This window comes from Pseudomonas sp. PS01300 (assembly GCF_029960155.1).
Lineage (GTDB): Bacteria > Pseudomonadota > Gammaproteobacteria > Pseudomonadales > Pseudomonadaceae > Aquipseudomonas > Aquipseudomonas palmensis.
In genome coordinates this window covers 151232-167930 of sequence record NZ_JASCPN010000002.1, presented here as the reverse complement: position 1 = coordinate 167930, position 16699 = coordinate 151232, and the positions used below count along the sequence as shown (strand labels likewise).

The 16699-nt window shown below is 63.3% G+C and carries 19 protein-coding genes; 5 read left to right on the top strand and 14 right to left on the bottom strand.

Annotation, left to right across the window (positions count from 1 at the left end):
* Positions 1 to 43: 43 nt before the first annotated feature.
* On the bottom strand, positions 44 to 532 hold the full coding sequence (locus QMX96_RS02175) for a hypothetical protein (RefSeq protein ID WP_152644121.1): 489 nt from the start codon (positions 530 to 532) through the stop codon (positions 44 to 46).
* 557 nt (positions 533 to 1089) lie between these two features.
* Between QMX96_RS02175 and QMX96_RS02170 the strand changes: the two genes are divergently transcribed.
* Positions 1090 to 1797: an MgtC/SapB family protein gene (locus QMX96_RS02170; RefSeq protein ID WP_043862787.1), complete on the top strand. Its 708-nt coding sequence runs from the start codon at positions 1090 to 1092 to the stop codon at positions 1795 to 1797.
* A 6-nt stretch (positions 1798 to 1803) separates the two neighbouring features.
* On the opposite strand, the gene QMX96_RS02165 is transcribed toward QMX96_RS02170, so the two are convergent.
* From QMX96_RS02165 to QMX96_RS02150, 4 genes are all read right to left on the bottom strand, one after another.
* Complete coding sequence (locus QMX96_RS02165; protein ID WP_282361011.1) at positions 1804 to 2721, bottom strand: pyridoxal-phosphate dependent enzyme; 918 nt, start codon at positions 2719 to 2721, stop codon at positions 1804 to 1806.
* A 52-nt stretch (positions 2722 to 2773) separates the two neighbouring features.
* Positions 2774 to 3460, bottom strand: coding sequence for a PAS domain-containing protein (locus tag QMX96_RS02160; protein WP_054914513.1), 687 nt, complete (start codon positions 3458 to 3460; stop codon positions 2774 to 2776).
* A 95-nt stretch (positions 3461 to 3555) separates the two neighbouring features.
* Positions 3556 to 3825, bottom strand: a complete 270-nt coding sequence (locus QMX96_RS02155) for a hypothetical protein (protein WP_043862785.1) — start codon at positions 3823 to 3825, stop codon at positions 3556 to 3558.
* A gap of 23 nt (positions 3826 to 3848) precedes the next feature.
* The gene (locus QMX96_RS02150; RefSeq protein ID WP_043862784.1) at positions 3849 to 4058 is read right to left on the bottom strand and encodes a hypothetical protein; all 210 of its coding nucleotides are present in this window, start codon (positions 4056 to 4058) and stop codon (positions 3849 to 3851) included.
* 220 nt (positions 4059 to 4278) lie between these two features.
* On the opposite strand from QMX96_RS02150, the gene QMX96_RS02145 reads away from it, so the two are divergent.
* Entirely contained in the window at positions 4279 to 5190 is a 912-nt protein-coding gene (locus tag QMX96_RS02145) for a LysR substrate-binding domain-containing protein (RefSeq protein ID WP_043862783.1), read from the top strand.
* A gap of 102 nt (positions 5191 to 5292) precedes the next feature.
* Here QMX96_RS02145 and QMX96_RS02140 read toward each other — a convergent pair whose 3' ends face one another.
* The 7 genes from QMX96_RS02140 to QMX96_RS02110 all read right to left on the bottom strand — a co-directional run bounded on the left by QMX96_RS02140 (position 5293) and on the right by QMX96_RS02110 (position 12114).
* Entirely contained in the window at positions 5293 to 6564 is a 1272-nt protein-coding gene (locus tag QMX96_RS02140; protein ID WP_123752679.1) for a DUF2599 domain-containing protein, read from the bottom strand.
* Positions 6565 to 6600: 36 nt separating this feature from the next.
* A complete protein-coding gene (locus QMX96_RS02135; protein ID WP_282361003.1) occupies positions 6601 to 7095 on the bottom strand; it encodes a DUF2599 domain-containing protein in 495 nt (164 codons plus the stop codon).
* Positions 7096 to 7378: 283 nt separating this feature from the next.
* Positions 7379 to 8419 (bottom strand): ABC transporter substrate-binding protein, encoded by a 1041-nt coding sequence (locus QMX96_RS02130; RefSeq protein ID WP_043862780.1) that lies wholly within the window; start codon positions 8417 to 8419, stop codon positions 7379 to 7381.
* Between the two features lie 133 nt (positions 8420 to 8552).
* Positions 8553 to 9713, bottom strand: a complete 1161-nt coding sequence (argE, locus tag QMX96_RS02125; RefSeq protein WP_282361000.1) for an acetylornithine deacetylase — start codon at positions 9711 to 9713, stop codon at positions 8553 to 8555.
* Positions 9706 to 10380 (bottom strand): DUF1028 domain-containing protein, encoded by a 675-nt coding sequence (locus QMX96_RS02120; RefSeq protein ID WP_043862778.1) that lies wholly within the window; start codon positions 10378 to 10380, stop codon positions 9706 to 9708. Before QMX96_RS02120 ends, argE begins: the two co-directional genes overlap by 8 nt.
* A 10-nt stretch (positions 10381 to 10390) precedes the next feature.
* On the bottom strand, positions 10391 to 10801 hold the full coding sequence (locus QMX96_RS02115) for a RidA family protein (protein WP_003182257.1): 411 nt from the start codon (positions 10799 to 10801) through the stop codon (positions 10391 to 10393).
* Positions 10801 to 12114 (bottom strand): NAD(P)/FAD-dependent oxidoreductase, encoded by a 1314-nt coding sequence (locus QMX96_RS02110; RefSeq protein ID WP_116055359.1) that lies wholly within the window; start codon positions 12112 to 12114, stop codon positions 10801 to 10803. The genes QMX96_RS02115 and QMX96_RS02110 overlap by 1 nt, the downstream gene beginning before the upstream one ends.
* 184 nt (positions 12115 to 12298) lie before the next feature.
* Between QMX96_RS02110 and QMX96_RS02105 the strand changes: the two genes are divergently transcribed.
* Positions 12299 to 12814 carry a GNAT family N-acetyltransferase gene (locus tag QMX96_RS02105; protein WP_058540185.1) on the top strand — a complete coding sequence of 172 codons (516 nt, stop codon included), beginning with the start codon at positions 12299 to 12301 and terminating at the stop codon, positions 12812 to 12814.
* Positions 12815 to 12870: 56 nt separating this feature from the next.
* Here the strand turns inward: QMX96_RS02105 and QMX96_RS02100 are convergent, their stop codons facing one another.
* On the bottom strand, positions 12871 to 13893 hold the full coding sequence (locus tag QMX96_RS02100) for a DNA-binding protein (RefSeq protein ID WP_116054003.1): 1023 nt from the start codon (positions 13891 to 13893) through the stop codon (positions 12871 to 12873).
* A 177-nt stretch (positions 13894 to 14070) separates the two neighbouring features.
* On the opposite strand from QMX96_RS02100, the gene QMX96_RS02095 reads away from it, so the two are divergent.
* Entirely contained in the window at positions 14071 to 15021 is a 951-nt protein-coding gene (locus QMX96_RS02095) for a site-specific integrase (protein WP_282360974.1), read from the top strand.
* A 43-nt stretch (positions 15022 to 15064) separates the two neighbouring features.
* Here the strand turns inward: QMX96_RS02095 and QMX96_RS02090 are convergent, their stop codons facing one another.
* Positions 15065 to 15280 (bottom strand): TOBE domain-containing protein, encoded by a 216-nt coding sequence (locus QMX96_RS02090; protein ID WP_043862773.1) that lies wholly within the window; start codon positions 15278 to 15280, stop codon positions 15065 to 15067.
* Between the two features lie 229 nt (positions 15281 to 15509).
* Between QMX96_RS02090 and QMX96_RS02085 the strand changes: the two genes are divergently transcribed.
* On the top strand, positions 15510 to 16697 hold the full coding sequence (locus QMX96_RS02085) for an acyl-CoA dehydrogenase family protein (protein ID WP_043862772.1): 1188 nt from the start codon (positions 15510 to 15512) through the stop codon (positions 16695 to 16697).
* The last annotated feature ends 2 nt before the right edge of the window (positions 16698 to 16699 follow it).

Below are 16699 nucleotides of genomic sequence, written 5' to 3'. Positions count from 1 at the left end.
TCCCTTCCTGCGGTTGAGTGGAACGGGTTGCCGGGAGTGGGCTTTATCCATCGGCTGATACATAGACGCAGGACACCTTGCCCTCCAGCTTCCCATCCTTGAAGCCCTCGGAGATGATGCCCCGGGTTACCTCCTGGCCAATAGCGACATAATGGGCCTTTGAAACACTTATTTTTGCAGTCATCTGACCATAGATCGGATTGACGATTTTATAGTGCGAATAGGACTCATCCGAATTGCAGTGCCCGGCATTGTAAATGCCGAACCTTACGCCATCCCGAGGGTTTTCAACGGCGAAGTTATACATCTCGTCATTGTCGCAATCATTGTTGGCAAAGCGATGCATGCCGACGGTCATCTGGATAGTGCATCCCCCGCTGTTTTTCTTGTACAAATGCAACACTGAAATACCCTGTGGTGCAGGAGGAGGCGTTGTGGACTTATTCATGAAAAGGATGATGACCAGCGAGAGCACAATCATTATCACGAAAAGCGTGAAAGCAATAAGGGGGCGCGAAAAATGGAGGTTCATGAGGATGCCCTTTATCTGGCAGCGTGGCATTCAGAGTGTAAGATCACTGCCCTCCCGGTCAAGTTGCTAGTTAAACAAGTTCATGCTGAGCACCTGTGTTTTCAGACTGGTAATATTGCCAGTTGCAAGGCATGAAACGTGTATGGCAACACTGGGCACATCGAGTGAAAGTTACGCGTGCTGAACCCTCTGCCCAGGCTGGCACACTCATTCACTTGCAACAAAAGCCTTGACCGGCTCGCACCATGGCGTTACGTTCTCGCCCGCATTTTTGCAAGCCTGCACAGGAGTCCTGCATTGGACAGTTGCCCTAGTCGATTGCGACAGGTACAGCCGGCGAGCTAGTCCAGCAGACCCTTCTGCCACTGCTCGCCGAACACGGTGGTCAGTGGCGATCCGCATCCCTGGCGGGATGACGCATCTTCATTTCCCCTCCCCGCTTGACGCCCCTCATCGTGACAAGGTGTGTCGGCTGCTCGTACCCGTTGCCATCCCCAAAATCTTTACGCGCACAAGTGCGCTGACGCCGGCTGTCTGCCGGTGCCTTGAGGTGGTTCATGGATTGGAAAGTATTCTTGCTGCGCGTGGCTGTCGCGCTGGTACTGGGGGCGCTGATCGGCGCTGAACGTCAACTGCGTCAGCGCCTCACCGGGCTGCGCACCAATGCGCTGGTGAGCACCGGCGCCTGCCTGTTCGTGCTGGTGACCCAGGCCGTACCGGGCATGCTCCCGGCCGACGCTTCGCGGGTGGCGGCCTATGTGGTGTCGGGCATCGGTTTTCTGGGCGGCGGCGTAATCATGCGCGACGGCATGAACGTGCGCGGCCTGAACACCGCTGCCACGCTGTGGTGTACCGCCGCCGTCGGTGTGCTGTGCAGCCTGGGGTTACTGCTTGAGGCGAGCCTGGGCAGCCTGATGGTGCTATGCGCCAACATCCTGCTGCGTGACATCGCCCAGCGGCTGAACCAGCAGGATGTGTTACCGGCCAGCGAGGCCGAGCAGCGTTACGAGGTGCGCATCGTATGCCGCGCCGAAGACGAGATCCAGGTACGCAGCCTGATGCTGCACAGCTTTGGCAGCAGCGGCCTGCGCCTGCAATCGCTGCACAGTGAAGACCTGCCCAACCCGGCCAAGCTGGAGGTGCGGGCCGAGTTGATGGGCGACCCGCAGGCGCCCTCGCAGCTCGAGCACCTGGCCAGCCGGGTGAGCCTTGAGAAAGGCGTCAGTTCGGTACGCTGGCAGGTATTCGAGCTGGCGTCGGACTGACCCGCTTCAGCAACTGGCGCGCCACTCGCGGATCTGTTCGTGGGTGGCCGTCACCCCGCCGCACACCACCACCAGCACCGACTGATATGCCTTGAGTGCCTCACGCGGTGCATAGGCCAGCGCCAGCGCTGCACCACAGGCCGGCTCCACCAGGATACGGTGGTCGAGCAGAAAACGTTCGCAGGCATCCAGCGCCTGAGCGTCAGTCACCACATGGCTGTGAATCGGCCGTTGCTGGCTGAGTTCGAAGGCCTGCTGGCATACCTGCTTGGCCCCCAGCGAGGTCGCCACGCTGGTCACTGCGGGCAGGGCCGTCGGGGCCTTGCTGGCCATCGCTGCAGCCAGCGAGGCGGCGCCGTCGGTCTCCACGGCAAATACCGGCACGTCAGCCCAGTCGTTACGCGCCAACCCCTCGCACACCCCGGCCAACAGGCCGCCCCCGCCCACCGAGAGCATGATCGCATCGGGCTTGAACCCACTGATGACCACCTCGTCGATCAGGCTGGCATGGCCTTGCCATAGCAGCGGATCGTCGAAGGGGTGGATGAAGGCCGCGTCGTCGGTGAGCAGAGATTGCGCATAGGCATTGGCCTCGTGCCAGGCGCTGCCGTGCACGATGACCTCGGCGTCCTCCTGGCGAATCAGCTGCCTGGCGCGCTCGGTGGTGGTTTGCGGCACCACCACGGTCACCGGCAAGCCCAGGCAGCGGCCCGCATAGGCCACCGCAATACCGGCGTTGCCCCCCGACGAGGACACGAAGCGGCGCTTGCCTTGCCTGGCATAGGCCTGGCAAGCCAGGCCCACGCCACGCAGCTTGAACGAGCCACAGGGCTGCAGGGCGTCGAGCTTGAGCCACACGTCCTGGCCGCTGGCCAGGCTGAGCGGGCGCGAAGGTACCAAAGGGGTTTCGAGATGCAGGGACATACCAGGCTCCAGGTCAGGCCAGTTCGACGATCGATTGAATTTCAACGCTTGCTCAGCGGTTGCGGATTTCATCGAGGTAGTTGTAGATGGTGTAGCGTGTCACCCCGAGTGCGGCGGCAGCTTTCTCGACGGCGCCCTTGACGATGAACAGTCCGCCATCGTGCATCTGGCGCACCGCCTCGAGCTTCTGCGCCTTGGCGATACGCCGGCCCTGGCTGCGTGCGTCGTGCAGGGCGGCATCGATGATCTGCGCCATCAACTGCTCGAGGTCGGGTTGGTTCTCGGTGGGCTCGCCGGGGGCTGCCCCGGTGCCGGGCAGCAGCTGTTCCAGGCACGCCTGGGCGGCGGCGATGCCACTGAAGTCGGTGTTCACGCACAGGCTGGCATAGGGCTCGCCCAAGGCGTCGCGGAACACCGCAGTGGCACTGCGCAGGGTCTTGCCGTCGCGGCCCAGGCTCGGGTAGTTGCCCACCACCACCGGGGTATGGCTGCCCTTGTCGCGCAGGGCCTGCAGCACCGCATTGAACCCCTGGTCTTCACGAGGCCCGGCCAGTACCGGGCTGCCGATCTGACGCCCACTGACATGCCCGTTGGCAATGGCAATCACCGAATGTTCCGGCCGGGTCAGGTCGTGCAGGACCACCTCGGTGGTGCGTCCCAGCACAGTGCCAAGCATCTGCACCGTTGCGTGCAGTACGCCCAGCACCAGCTGGCGTTCAGGGGTTGTATCGAGGGCCATCGAGCGCACCACAAGAAAAAACGAACCGAGAAAATATCAACATAAAGTTTAATTTTCAACGGTTCGTTAAAATCATCGCAGCACAAAATCGCCTGCTAGCCACCATCGGTATCGATATCGGCATCAGTGCGCGGCTTGCGCTCACGTTGTGGCTTGAAGTCAGGGCTGTAGGGGTTTTCCTTGTGAGGTTCGGGTGTATTGCTCTGCTCCTGCCCTCCTTCGTCCGGGCGTCCGGCATCCTGCAACGGCACCTCCACATCGCGTTCAGGCAGGCTCTTGCCATCGTCCGGGCGTTTCCAGGTTTGCGGCAGCGGTTGTGGCTGGTCTTCAGCAACGGGCTCGCGGTTGCGCGGGTCATGAATCATGCTTGGCGTCCTCCAGTACAGGTTCAGCGTCGTTCATCCGACAGTGGCGTCGGCTCGTCAGGTTCGGGCACTGACGGGTTGGTGTCGGGAATGCCCTCGACGTCGTTAGGGTGTTCGCGGCGATCGTCGTCGCCACGCACGTTCGGGTCAGTCACCGGGTCGTGTTCGCGTCGCGGGTCGTTGAGCGGGTCCTTCCACAGGGGGTCATCCTGCGGGCGTGGATCGATAGCCATGGCGGTCACCTCAGGTCGTGGTCCGACAAATGCGGGCCCTGCAGTTTTTCGAGGCCCCTGGACGTGGTAGGTGCCAGCCAGCCGATCAATGGTCAGGGGCCGCGTACTCGCCAGCGAAGGAAAAATATGCTCTGTGCCCCGCAAAATCCGCTGCAACCTGCGGGGCACGCAAGGCCAGCACGCGGTAAGGTAGGCAAAAACTACAACCTGAGGTGTTTGCGTGGCGTCCTATACCCTGCGTCAGCTTAGATATTTCGTCACCACGGTCGAATGCGGCAGCGTGGCCGAAGCCTCGCGCAAGCTGTACATCGCACAGCCATCGATATCCACGGCCATCAAGGGGCTCGAAGACGGGTTCGGCGTACAGTTGCTGATTCGGCATCATGCCCAGGGGGTTTCACTGACCCCGGGCGGTGCGCGGTTCTACCGCAAGGCTCAGGAACTGCTGCGCATGGCCCATGAGTTCGAGCAGAACGCCCTGGCGGACAACGACGTGGTGAGTGGGCAGATCGACATCGGCTGTTTCGAAACCGTCGCCCCACTCTATCTGCCGCGGCTGATCGCCGGGTTTCGCCAACGCTTTCCGGGCGTGGAAATTCGCCTGCGCGATGGCGAGCAGCAAGAGCTGGTACAGGGGCTGACGGCCGGCCGCTTCGACCTGGCGATCTTCTACCAGCATGACCTGGACAGCACCATCGAAACCGAGCCGCTGACCGCGCCGCAAAGGCCCTACGCCCTGCTGCCTGCTGGCCATCGCTTCGCCGGTCAAGCCCAGGTCTCGCTGCGCGACCTGGTACTTGAGCCGATGATCCTGCTGGACGTGCAACCCAGCCGTACCTATTTCGTGAGCATTTTCGAGGAACTGGGCCTGAACCCGAACATCGTGTTCGGCTCGCCCTCTATCGAGATGGTGCGCGGCATGGTCGGCCAGGGTTTCGGTTTCGCACTGCTGGTGACGCGGCCACGTTCCACCATCAGCTATGACGGCCAGCCACTGGTGTGCGTGGATATCGCCGAAGACGTGACCGGTTCGGCACTGGTGGCCGCCTGGCTCAAACGTGCGCAGCTGACCAAGCCTGCGCAGTTGTTCGTGGATTACTGCAAGGAGCAGTTCAGGCTGTGGCTGGCGTGAAAGCGGGCCGATCACTGCACGCTGTATAGTTTCAGCAGGTATCAATAAAGCGACAACTCACGACCTGTGCTCGGCCGCAATAAAGTGCGGGCCTGCAACAACCTAGGGGTTGCAGTTGGCCTTGACCGCCGCCTCGTGGGACACATAAGGGCGATGCGGCTCGATGAACCAGGATGCTTTGGTTCGGTACGTGGTCAGCAGGCAGACGAACTGGCGACGCATGCTGTTGGTGTTGCTCCACTGCCGGTCACTGCCGGCCTTGTTCAGCAGCTCCTGGAACGCCAGGTCGGTCTGGTCTGCGGCGATAGTGCGGGTACAGGCGGAAGGCTTGATTTCCAGGCTCCACTGGTTGCCATTGATCGCGCCCCATTTCACCGAGTCTATGTAGCGCGGGCAGCGGCCTGGCACCGGTTTCGGAGGCACGACCCCGGTCGACCCTGTTTCGGCTTGATCGGCAACGATAAAGTCGAAGCGAAAGTGATCATTGATGTTGGCAGGTGGCGTCAGCCGCACAATGGGCACGATGATGCCGGTGTCGGCCCGAAACTCCTTCTGGTTGAGCCTGGCAGCGGCCAGCCCGTTCGGTACCCCTGCCGGCCAGTGGGCAGGCACACCCACTGGCATATAGAAGAATGCCTGGATGGGCAGGGTTCTGGCACGACCCGCCGGCCATGTCGTAACAACAAGTTCGTTCTGCTCGCTGAACCCTTCTGCGGCCAGTATGTTTTTCATCTGCAGCATGAGCATGAAGTAACCGGCACTGTTGGCAACGCCCCTGCGCATGTCGAAGCCGCATTGATTCAGCGGGCGGTACTTGGCGGGCTGGTACCAGATCCCGAGCCATTGTTGAGGCGTGGTGACGCCCTGGCTCTGGCATGGCCGGCTGTGTGGGTAAACAACTCCCTCGTAGACCATGGTGCCGCAGGGTGTGTTCCTGAACCAGTTCCAGCCATCCATGCTGTAGGCGCACTGCACCATCAGCAGGTCCTTGCCCGCTGGCCTGCGGTCCTGGGGATACATGATCAGACCGTCGTTGAAGCCCCACGCCACTGACCTGAACCTTGCGTCGTAACGTATGTAGGAGAACGACGTTCCGCCACTTCTCGCCGAGGTCGGGCTAGGGTCCCAGATGCGAAATGCCCCGGGGTTCTGCGGCCGCTGGGTGACGCGCATCAGGACACCGCTGCATAGAAACGGCGGTTTGCCTGAATCACCGCAATGCGAGTTGCCTGCGCTGTAGTTGTACCTGAGGTCGGCTACGGTGGCGTTGCCGTCCTCCAGCGAGCTGCGTGGTGAGCCAGGCGCCCACTGTGCCAACCCCGGCGCACTGGCTGCTACGCACCCCAGAAACATCAAAACCTTTAACCTGTTCATGGTCCACTCCTTGTGCTGCAGTGCTGAAACTGCCTGTCAACGTGGCGTCGGATTGCAACCGGCAGCCACCGATACGCGATGAGACACATCGGGTCGAAAAGGCTCCAGGTTCCAGGTTTTCTTGTAGCGGGCGGTGGCCAGGTGGCACACCAACTGACGACGCATGCCGCCCCCGTTGTCGAGGCGCCAGCGCCAGTCACTGCCGTAGCGCTTGTACAGCTCCGTGTAGGCGGCGTTGGTTTCGTCCTGGTGGATGCGTCGCCCGCAATAGGTAGGCGTGAGCTCCAGGGTCCAGGCGTTCTTGCGGATGCCTGGGTCGTAGCGGTAGCTCCACTGCCCCGACTCGAAGTAGCGCGTGCAACGTGCGCGCGCAGCGGCTTCGCCAGGCGAAGCGTCGACGGAGGAAAGCTCGCTGCTCGACGCCTGGGTGGCTGGCGCATGAGGCGTCGACTGCTGGCTCGGATGGATGCAGCCAGTCAGCAGTACTGCTGCCAGCAAACAACAAGCTCTGGTGGCAAGATGGATGGGCATCACCGGCTCCTTTGGCAGGATTGCCCATGTCGATCACACTTCAGGGGTTGCCGTTGGCTGCCATTGCGGGCTGGTGACGCGCATACGGGCGGCGCGTCTCGATGTTCCAGGGGGGCTTGTTCGGTACGGACAGGCCGGGCCAGCGTATGTCGCAAGGTGTTCATGTCGCTCTCCCACTGTCTGCCCAACGGCAAGGCAAACAGTAACGGTGAGCAACACCAGCCCGCTACTGACAGAAGTATCAGTAGCGGGGGCTAAGGCCTGGGTGGGATATTGGCTCGAATCAGCGCGCCGCCCAGGCATTGAAGCGTTGTTCCAGCTCCTCGCCATGGTCAACCCAGAACGCCGCATCCACTGCTCGCGCCTGGGCCAGGTTGGCTTCGGCAGTGGGCAACTGCTTCTGTACTTCGGCTGGCAGCAAACCCAGGGTCTGCTTGTTTACCGGGCCATACGGAATGTTTTCCGAGAACACCTTCTGCGCCTGTGGCTGGCTGGCGAACGCAATGAAATCCTCGGCCAGTTTCTTGTTCGGCGTACCCTTCACCACCGCCCAGTATTCAGGGTCGAACAGGCTCTGCGGCCATACGATGCTCAGCTTCATGCCCTCCTTCTGCGCAGCCGCGATGCGCCCGTTGTACGCCGCGCTCATCACCACATCGCCGGCAATCAACCACTGCGCAGGTTGCGCCCCGGCTTCCCACCACTGGATGTTGGACTTGATCTGGTCCAGCTTGGCGAACGCGCGGCTCACCCCTTCAGGGGTGCCGAGCACCTTGTACAACTCATCGGGCTTGACGCCGTCGGCGAGCAAGGCGATCTCCAGGGTGTACTTGGCGCCCTTGCGCAGGCCGCGCTTGCCGGGGAAGTCCTTCACGTTCCAGAAGTCCGCCCATGAGGTCGGCCCCTTGGCCAGCTTGGCATGGTCGTAGGCCATCACCATCGACCATACATAGGTGGCCACGCCACACTCGGTGAAGGTGCCGGGCACAAAATTGGCCTGGTCACCGAAACGTTGCGGGTCGAGTTTCTCGAACAGGCCTTCATCACAGCCGCGCAACAGCTCGGGGCTTTCGACCTCGACCACATCCCAGCTGGTGTGGCCGACGTCGACCATGGCCTTGATTTTCGACAGCTCGCCGTTGTACTCGCCTGCCACCACGGTGCCCGCACCGCTGGCATTGAATGGCTGGAAGTAGGCCTTTTCCTGTGCCTGCTTGGTGGCGCCGCCAAACGAGATGACGGTCAGGTTCTGCGGGGCGGCAAACACGGCACTGCTCAACAGGGCCAGGGCAAACGGAACGCTGCAACGCAAGGATCGGGTCATGGCTCACTTCCTCGACTAGGCCGACACGCTCGTGCGCGCCGGCGGGGTTTTGTTAGGCGACCGCGGGTACGGTCGTCCTGCTCTACGGCAGTAAAAGGTGCAACGTTGGCCGGCTCGTATGCCGATCTGTGTGTTATGTCTCGCTCAAAAACGCCGCCAGACGCTCCATCAGCCGGTCACAACCAGCCAGCTGTTCGACGCTGACGTATTCGTCCGGCTTGTGTCCCTGGTCCATGCTGCCCGGCCCGCAGACCACTGCCGGTATCCCGGCCTGGTCGAACAGCCCGCCTTCGGTGCCAAAGGCCACCGTGCTGAAGGCATCGCTGCCGCACAGCCGGGCAATCAGCTGCGCCGCCGCGCTGTCCGGTGGCGTGGCAAGCCCCGGGTAGCTCGACAGCGCTTCGAAACGAATGTCGCTGTCGGCATTGACCGCCTGCATCGCCGGCACTACTTCACGCGCGGCAAACGCCTGCAATTCATCGGCCACCGCTTGCGGGGCGAACGCCGGCAGCGCCCGCACCTCGAAATCGAAACGGCAATCGGCCGGCACGATGTTCAGCGCCGTGCCGCCCTGGATCGTGCCCACCTGCACGGTCGAAAATGCCGGGTCAAATCGTTCGTCGTGAAGCTCCGGCGCCGCCAGGCGCGTACCGATTGCGCCCAGCTGGCCGATCAGCCGCGCCGCCTGCTCGATGGCGTTGACGCCATAGGGCGCGTAGGCCGAATGACAGGCCGCGCCGTGCACATGGCAGCGCATGGCCAGCTTGCCCTTGTGCCCGAGCACCGGCTTGAGTTCGGTGGGTTCGCCGATCAGGCACAGCGCCGGCATCGGGATACGCCGTGGCAACACCTCGAGCAGGCTGCGTACCCCCAGGCAACCCACCTCTTCGTCATACGAAAACGCCAGGTGTACCGGGCGGCGCAACGGGCTTGCCAGAAACAGCGGCACCGCCGCCAGCACCGAGGCCAGGTAGCCTTTCATGTCGGCAGTGCCCCGGCCGTACAGCTTGCCGTCCTGCTCGCTCAGGTCGAACGGCGGCACCGTCCAGGCCTGGCCGTCCACCGGCACCACATCGGTGTGTCCGGACAGCACCACGCCGCCCTCCACCCCCGGGCCGATGCTGGCCAGCAGGTTGGCCTTGGTGCGTTCGGCGTTGTAGATCAGCTCGCAGTCCACCCCCAGATCGTCCAGGTAATCGCGCACGAACTCGATCAGCGCCAGGTTCGAATCCCGGCTCACCGTGGCGAAGCCGACCAGCTGCGCCAGCAGGGTGCGGCTGCGCCATTCACTCATCGCCGGGCACTCCGTAGCTGGGCGCCTGCGTCGGGTCCAGGGCGCGGGTCAGGTAGTCCTGCAACTGGGGTTCATAGGCGGTCCACAGTTTGTGCAGTTCGCCGATGGGATTCTCGTCGGCCCAGTCCACCCGCAGGTCGACGATCGGCCAGGTCAGGTCGCCGACCACCGACAGTGCCGCCGAGTGCACCGCCCCGGCCTCGCCGCCTGCGGCCTGCCCCGCCTGCAATGCCGTGAGCAACCGGGCGGCCAGGCAGCCCTCGCTGCGCTCGAAGGCCTCGACCATGCGTTCGATCACCGCGCTGCTGGCCAGCAGGTTGCCGGCGGCCACGCATTGATCGCCTGCCACTGCATTGTGGGTGCCCAGTGCGTGGCTGCCACTGAAGAGTGCGGTGCGCCCCTGGGCATCCACCACCGCTACCTGACGGTACTGGCCATAGCCATTGCTCGACAGCGCCTGGTCCAAGGCCGTGGCAGGTGCCAGCCCGTCGGCCAGGCCATCGAGTATCTGCGGGCCCAGCGCCGGCAACGTGATGTTCTGGCTCGACACCGCGCCCACGCCGGCGCGCAGCCAGGGGCAACGCGCGCCCACGGCGATGCTCGACGAGCTGATGGCGATACCCAGCTGACCGGTTTCGGCGCAGCGTCCGACGATAGAAAAAGTCATGTGCCGCTCCTTATTCGGGGATCACCGCGATCACGTCGATTTCCATCAGCCATTGCGGTTGGCCCAGGGCACTGACCACCAGCCCGGTGGAAATCGGAAACACGCCCTTGAGCCATTTGCCGACCTCCTGGTACACCGGCTCGCGGTAGCGCGGGTCGATCAGGTAGGTGGTGGTCTTGACGATGTGGCTCAGGTCGCTGCCGGCTTCTTCGAGCAGTTGCTTGACGTTGCGCATGGCCTGCTCGGCCTGGGCCCGCGGGTCGCCAAGGCCGACCAGTTGACCGTCGAAATCGGTGCCCACCTGGCCACGCACGTAGACCGTGTTGCCGGCACGCACGGCCTGGCACAGGTCGTTGTCCAGGGTCTGGTTGGGGTAGGTATCCTTGGTGTTGAACATGCGGATGCGGGTATGGGTAGGCATCAACGTACTCCCAGTTTCTGGACGTTGGAATCACAGTGGGCGGCAGCCTCGCGTTGCGCGGCGTCGCGGTAGTCGAAATAGGTGCGCTGTTTCACGATGTGCTCGGCGATGTGCCGGGCGTCGTGCCACACGCCCCAGATAAAGGCGGAGCCACGGCGCGACAGCCACGGCAGGCCGACGAAATAGATCCCCGGTTCGCGGGACACACCGCGCTGATGCTGTGGCTTGCCGTCGGGCTTGAAGGCATCGACCTTCAGCCAGCTGTAGTCGGTCGAGTAGCCGGTGGCCCAGATGATCGAGGTGACACCGGCCTTGGCCAGGTCCAGCTCAAGAATCGGCTGGGTCAGGCACTGCGGGTCTGGCAGCATGTGGCGTGCTTCGGGTTCTTCGGGCAGGTCCAGGCCGTTGCGTGCAATGTAGTCGTCGGCGGCATCGAGCAGCGCCAGGTAGTTCTCGTCGCCGCGGGCGATGTTCTCGGCCAGGTTGGCCTCGAAGCTGACCACACCTTGATCGAATGCGCGGGTCAGGCCCACCAGCGTGATGCCCTGGTGGGCCAGCTTGCGAAAGTCCACGGTATGTCCGCCACGGGCACCGCTGACCGCGATGGTCACGTGCTCCTTGCCGGGCTGCACGCCTTCGGCGTCCCACAGGCCGAGCACCCCCAGCCACCAGCAGAAGTCGCGATTGCGGTAGGCGCGTGGCGGGCGATCGTGCGCGCCCACCGACAGGTACACCTGCTTGCCGGCGCGCTGCAGTTCATCGGCGATCTGCACACCCGAGGAGCCCGCGCCCACCACCAGCACCGCGCCTTCGGGCAATTGCCGGGGGTTGTGGTAGTCGGCCGAATGCAGCTGGGTAATGCCGGGAAGCTGCGGAGCGATGGGCGGGATCACCGGGCGCTGGAACGGCCCGGTGGCCACCACCACCTGGTTGGCCTCGATCAGGCCCATGGAGGTCTGCACCGTAAAGCCCGAGCGACCTTCGTTGCGTTCGACCTTGAGCACTTCGACACCGGTACGAATGGGCGCGTCGATCTTCTTGGCATAGGTCTCGAAGTAGGCCGCCACCTGATCCTTGCCGGCGAAGGCGTCGGCATCCAGGCCTTCGAATTCCAGGCCCGGGAAGCGGTCGTGCCAGGCCGGGCCGTTGGCCACCAGCGAGTCCCAGCGACCGGTGCGCCAGGCTTCGGCGATGCGGTTGCGTTCCAGCACCAGGTGCTGCACCCCGAGGCGGCCCAGGTGCTCACTCATGGCCACGCCGGCCTGACCGGCGCCTACTACAAGCGTATCAATTCGGGTTTTTTCAACGGTCATGGCTGTGCGCTTCTGCATGAGGGGGTTGCCCGCATTCTGTGCGCCGCCGGGTATTAGCGAAATTATGATTTATGTCGCCACTGGCAAGGAAAAAGCGTGCCCCCGTATTGCCCATGCCGGGGGCGCTTGCACAACCCTGGTGCTTTGCACAGACTGCGTGGGTTCCCATTGCAGAGCGTGCCCGATGTCCTTTTCCATTCGCCTGGCCACCCCTACCGATGCTCCCCTGCTGCCTGACATAGAGCGCTCTGCGGCCCAGGCCTTTGTGCAAGTGCCGGCACTGGCGTGGATTGCCGAGCACACGGTGCTCAGCAGCGTCGAGCACCTGGAGTTCGTGGCTGCCGGGCTCGAGTGGGTGGTGGTGGATGGGCGGGACCGCCCAATTGGGTTCGTGTGTGCCAGCGCGTTCGATGAGTCGCTGCACATAGAAGAGCTGGCGGTGGATCATGCGCAGCAAGGCCAGGGCCTGGGTCGGCGATTGATTGCGGCCGTGCGCGCGCATGCCGAGGCCCAGGGCTTCGCGGCCCTGACCCTCACCACCTTTGTGGCGGTGCCGTGGAATGCACCGTTTTATGCACGGTTGGGTTTCGAGAGACTGGAAGAGGCGTCGTTAAGCGGTATGTTGCGCCGGCAGATGGCGTACGAGGCTTCGCGAGGGTTGCAGGGGCGGTGTGCGATGCGCTTGTCATTGCGCGACTAGCTGGCGCCCCAAGACGCCGGCAAGGCCGGCTCCTAGATTCGCTGCAACGCACCCTGTCAGGGGTGAGTCGGCAGCCCTGTCTGCTCGGCTTCAGCTTGGTCTGAGGCTTGCTCCTTTGCCTTCAAGGCCTCCAGCTCTGCATCGCGCTGCTCGACCTGCGCCTGCAATTGCTCGATCACCTGCTGTTGCTGGCGTTGTTCACCCGCCCCCTGCTCCACCTGCTGCCCCAGCACCTGGTTCTGCCGCAGCAGCTCCTCCCGCGCACCCAACGACTGCGCCAGGCTGGCCATCAAGGTCTTGATCTCCTGTGCCTGTTGCGCCTGCTGGTCCTGCAGCGCCTGCCGCTCACGCTGCACCTGCCGCGCCTCCACCAGCAAGCGCTCGTTGTCGCGGTTGAGCCGCGTCAGTTCGTCCTGCTTGACGATCAGGCTCTGCTGCAACTGACGCACCTCGACCTGCAACTGCTGTACCTGCGCCTCATGCCGGCGCTGATCCTGCTCGCGCTGCTCACGGGTGGCGGTGCGGTAATGCTCCAGTGCATCGCGGGCATGCTGGTGCTTGTCTTCCAGCGACTGGATCTGCTCGTCCTTGTCGTTCAGGCGCAGGTTTAACTCACCTACCGCCTGATTCAAGGTGGCATTGCGCGTCTGCTCGGTCTGCAGGGTACTGCGGGTCGTGGCCAACTGCGCCGACTCACCCGCCAGCGCCTCGGCCTGAATCTGGTGTTGCTGCTGCAGGGTCGCCAGCGCCTGCTGGATCGCCTGCAGTTCGCCCTGCAACGCCGCCTTTTCATGGTCGAACACGTTCTGCGCCGCTTCGATACGTGCGTCGCCCTCCTCCACCAGTTGCTGGGCCAGCTGACTGACCAGGTTGGCCAGGGCTTCGCTCATGCCCGGCTTGTCCGCCGCCAGTGTCGGTTGCTGCGCGTCCAGCTCCTTGAGGTAGCGGTGAATCGTGGTCTTGGACCCGGTGTTGCCCAGCTCGATGCGTACGGCATCGATACTGGGGTGTTCGCCACGGGCCAATAGCGCCTGACGCGCCTTCTGCACGATTGCCTTGTTGATACCGCCACGGGCCATGGGTGCTCCTACTATTTCGTAATGTGGTACGTACTATGTATATACATACTAAATGAAATTGAAAAAATGCCTATAGAAATCAGAATAAAAGATGAAATAATCACGGCTTATCACATGTGATAGGCAAAAAACGCCCGGTTGCAGTCGCTCAGCCGTACACCGATGGAGAACCTGCCGATGAACAAGCTCGATCGCTACCTGGACGCAGCCGTAAGGGACAACACGCGGCGCAGCTACCGCGCGGCCGTGGAGCATTTCGAGGTGAGCTGGGGTGGCTTTCTACCGGCCACGGCCGACAGCATCGCGCGCTACCTGGCCGATTACGCCGAGCAGCACTCGATCAACACCTTGCGCCAGCGCCTGGCCGCGCTGGGCCAGTGGCATACCAGCCAGGGCTTTCCCGACCCCACCAAGGCGCCGCTGGTGCGCCAGATGCTCAAGGGCATACGCGCGGTGCACCCGGCGCAGGAGCGCCAGGCAGCCGCCCTGACCCTGGAACACCTGCAGCGCACGGTCGACGCACTGCACACCAAGGCCGCACAGGCGCAACAGGCGCACTGCCTGCCCGAGCTGCTGCGCGCACGGCGCGATGTCGCCCTCCTGCTGATCGGGTTCTGGCGAGGGTTCAGGGGCGATGAGCTGGCGCGCCTGCGCGTGGAGCACATTCAGGCCCAGGCGGGCGTGGGCATGCAGCTGTACCTGGCGCAAAGCAAAGGGGACCGGCAGGGCCGCGGGGTCAGTCATCGCACCCCTGCCCTGAAGAGCCTGTGTCCGGTACAGGCCTACATCGACTGGATCAGCGCGGCGGGCATCGCCCGCGGGCCGGTGTTTCGCAAGCTCGATCGCTGGGGCAACCTGGGCGAGCAGGCGCTCAACAGTGGCAGCCTGATCGTGCTGCTGCGGCGGATTTTTGCAGATGCCGGGCTACCCGCCAGCCTCTACAGCAGCCACTCGCTGCGTCGTGGCTTTGCCACCTGGGCCAGTGGCAATGGCTGGGACATGAAAGCGCTGATGGCCCACGTGGGCTGGCGCGACGTGAAATCGGCGCTGCGCTACGTGGATGCGTCGGTGTCATTCGGGGAGCTGGAAGTGTTGCCGGCCAGAAGGGACGTGCTGACAGCCGACTGAGCATTGCGGTGAGGGCCACCCGGCGCTCACCGTCACACCCCTCTCACAGCTTCGCGATCGACACCTCGGTCGATTTCACGAACGCGATCACCTCGCTGCCAATCCTCAGTTCCAGCTCATGCACCGACCGCGTGGTGATCACCGAGGTGACGATGCCGGCCTGGGTCTGCACGTCGATTTCCGAGACCACCGGCCCCTCGATGATCTCCTTGATGGTGCCCTTGAACTGGTTACGTACGTTGATCGCCTTGATGGTCATGGTGTGGCTCCTTAGCAGTTGGGAGCACCGTCGTTGCAGTGCGTGAATGCAGAGTGCACCGCAAAGATAAAAATCAAAAAGAATAAATAACGACAAATATAGATCTGTTTGGAATATGAAAAGCTGTATATCAACATTCCTAAACGTTATTTATTTAAGGTTTTTTAGATCATTTAGCATCGACAGGGCCCGGCCTTGAGGCCCGAACCTTTTTGCACAGGTAACCCGCGTGAGCGCCACGTTGCATACCCCTCGATCGACCCCGCTGCAGATTGCCCGCGACCTGGCCCAGACATTCAGCCGCAGCGTGGTAGAGCGCGACCGCAAGGGCGGCACGCCCAAGGCCGAGCGCGATGCCCTGCGTGCCAGCGGCCTGCTGGCCCTGAGCATCCCCCGCGAGTTCGGCGGGCTGAACGCCACCTGGAGCCAGACCTTCGATGTGGTGCGCGAATTCGCCCGGGTCGACAGCTCCATTGCCCATGTGTTCGGCTTTCACCACCTGATGCTGGCCACCGTGCGTCTGTTCGGCGCACCTTCGCAATGGCAGCCCTGGTACGAGCTGACGGCGCGCAAGAACTGGTTCTGGGGCAATGCCCTCAACCCCCTCGACACCCGCACCATCGTCAAGCACCACGGCAGCTGGCGTGAATTCTCCGGCAAGAAGAGCTTCTGCTCGGGCGCCAGCGATTCACAAATGCTGATTGCCTCGGCCGTGGACGAGGCTGCCGGGGGCAAGCTGCTGATTGCCGCGATACCCAGCGGTCGCACCGGCATCACCCTGCACGACGACTGGCACAACATGGGCCAGCGCCAGACCGACAGCGGCAGCGCCACCTTCGAACGGGTGCGCGTGGAAGAAGGCGACCTGCTGCTCGACCCCGGCCCGCTGAGCACGCCGTTCGCCTGCCTGCGGCCGCTGATCGCCCAGCTGCATTTCGCCAACATCTGCCTGGGCATCGCCGAAGGCGCGTTCGAAGAAGCGCGCCAGTACACCCTCAACGAGACCCGGCCCTGGTTCAAGTCCACGGCCCTTGATAGCCGCGACGATCCTTATGTACTGGGCCACTTCGGCGACTTCTGGGTACGCCTGCAAGGCGCCCGGCTGCTGCTCGACAACGCCGCCGGCGAACTCGACCGGGCCTGGGCCAAGGGCGCCGCGCTCGGCGCAGACCAGCGCGGCCGCGTGGCGGTGGCCATCGCCACCGCCAAGGTGGCGGCCAGCCGCGACGGCCTGGAGCTGTGCAGCAAGGTCTTCGAGGTCACCGGCGCCCGCGCCACGCAGGCCTCGGTGGGGCTCGACCGGCACTGGCGCAATCTGCGCACCCAGAGCCTGCACGACCCGCTGGATTACAAACTCCACGAACTGGGCGACTGGGCCTTGAACCAGCGCCTGCCGATTCCGACGTTCTATTCATAGTG

Coding starts and splice junctions, on each gene's coding strand:
- QMX96_RS02175 (WP_152644121.1), bottom strand. CDS start 532: ATGAACCTCCATTTTTCGCGCCCCCTTATTGCTTTCACGCTTTTCGTG.
- QMX96_RS02170 (WP_043862787.1), top strand. CDS start 1,090: ATGGATTGGAAAGTATTCTTGCTGCGCGTGGCTGTCGCGCTGGTACTG.
- QMX96_RS02165 (WP_282361011.1), bottom strand. CDS start 2,721: ATGTCCCTGCATCTCGAAACCCCTTTGGTACCTTCGCGCCCGCTCAGC.
- QMX96_RS02160 (WP_054914513.1), bottom strand. CDS start 3,460: ATGGCCCTCGATACAACCCCTGAACGCCAGCTGGTGCTGGGCGTACTG.
- QMX96_RS02155 (WP_043862785.1), bottom strand. CDS start 3,825: ATGATTCATGACCCGCGCAACCGCGAGCCCGTTGCTGAAGACCAGCCA.
- QMX96_RS02150 (WP_043862784.1), bottom strand. CDS start 4,058: ATGGCTATCGATCCACGCCCGCAGGATGACCCCCTGTGGAAGGACCCG.
- QMX96_RS02140 (WP_123752679.1), bottom strand. CDS start 6,564: ATGAACAGGTTAAAGGTTTTGATGTTTCTGGGGTGCGTAGCAGCCAGT.
- QMX96_RS02135 (WP_282361003.1), bottom strand. CDS start 7,095: ATGCCCATCCATCTTGCCACCAGAGCTTGTTGTTTGCTGGCAGCAGTA.
- QMX96_RS02130 (WP_043862780.1), bottom strand. CDS start 8,419: ATGACCCGATCCTTGCGTTGCAGCGTTCCGTTTGCCCTGGCCCTGTTG.
- argE (WP_282361000.1), bottom strand. CDS start 9,713: ATGAGTGAATGGCGCAGCCGCACCCTGCTGGCGCAGCTGGTCGGCTTC.
- QMX96_RS02120 (WP_043862778.1), bottom strand. CDS start 10,380: ATGACTTTTTCTATCGTCGGACGCTGCGCCGAAACCGGTCAGCTGGGT.
- QMX96_RS02115 (WP_003182257.1), bottom strand. CDS start 10,801: ATGCCTACCCATACCCGCATCCGCATGTTCAACACCAAGGATACCTAC.
- QMX96_RS02110 (WP_116055359.1), bottom strand. CDS start 12,114: ATGACCGTTGAAAAAACCCGAATTGATACGCTTGTAGTAGGCGCCGGT.
- QMX96_RS02105 (WP_058540185.1), top strand. CDS start 12,299: ATGTCCTTTTCCATTCGCCTGGCCACCCCTACCGATGCTCCCCTGCTG.
- QMX96_RS02100 (WP_116054003.1), bottom strand. CDS start 13,893: ATGGCCCGTGGCGGTATCAACAAGGCAATCGTGCAGAAGGCGCGTCAG.
- QMX96_RS02095 (WP_282360974.1), top strand. CDS start 14,071: ATGAACAAGCTCGATCGCTACCTGGACGCAGCCGTAAGGGACAACACG.
- QMX96_RS02090 (WP_043862773.1), bottom strand. CDS start 15,280: ATGACCATCAAGGCGATCAACGTACGTAACCAGTTCAAGGGCACCATC.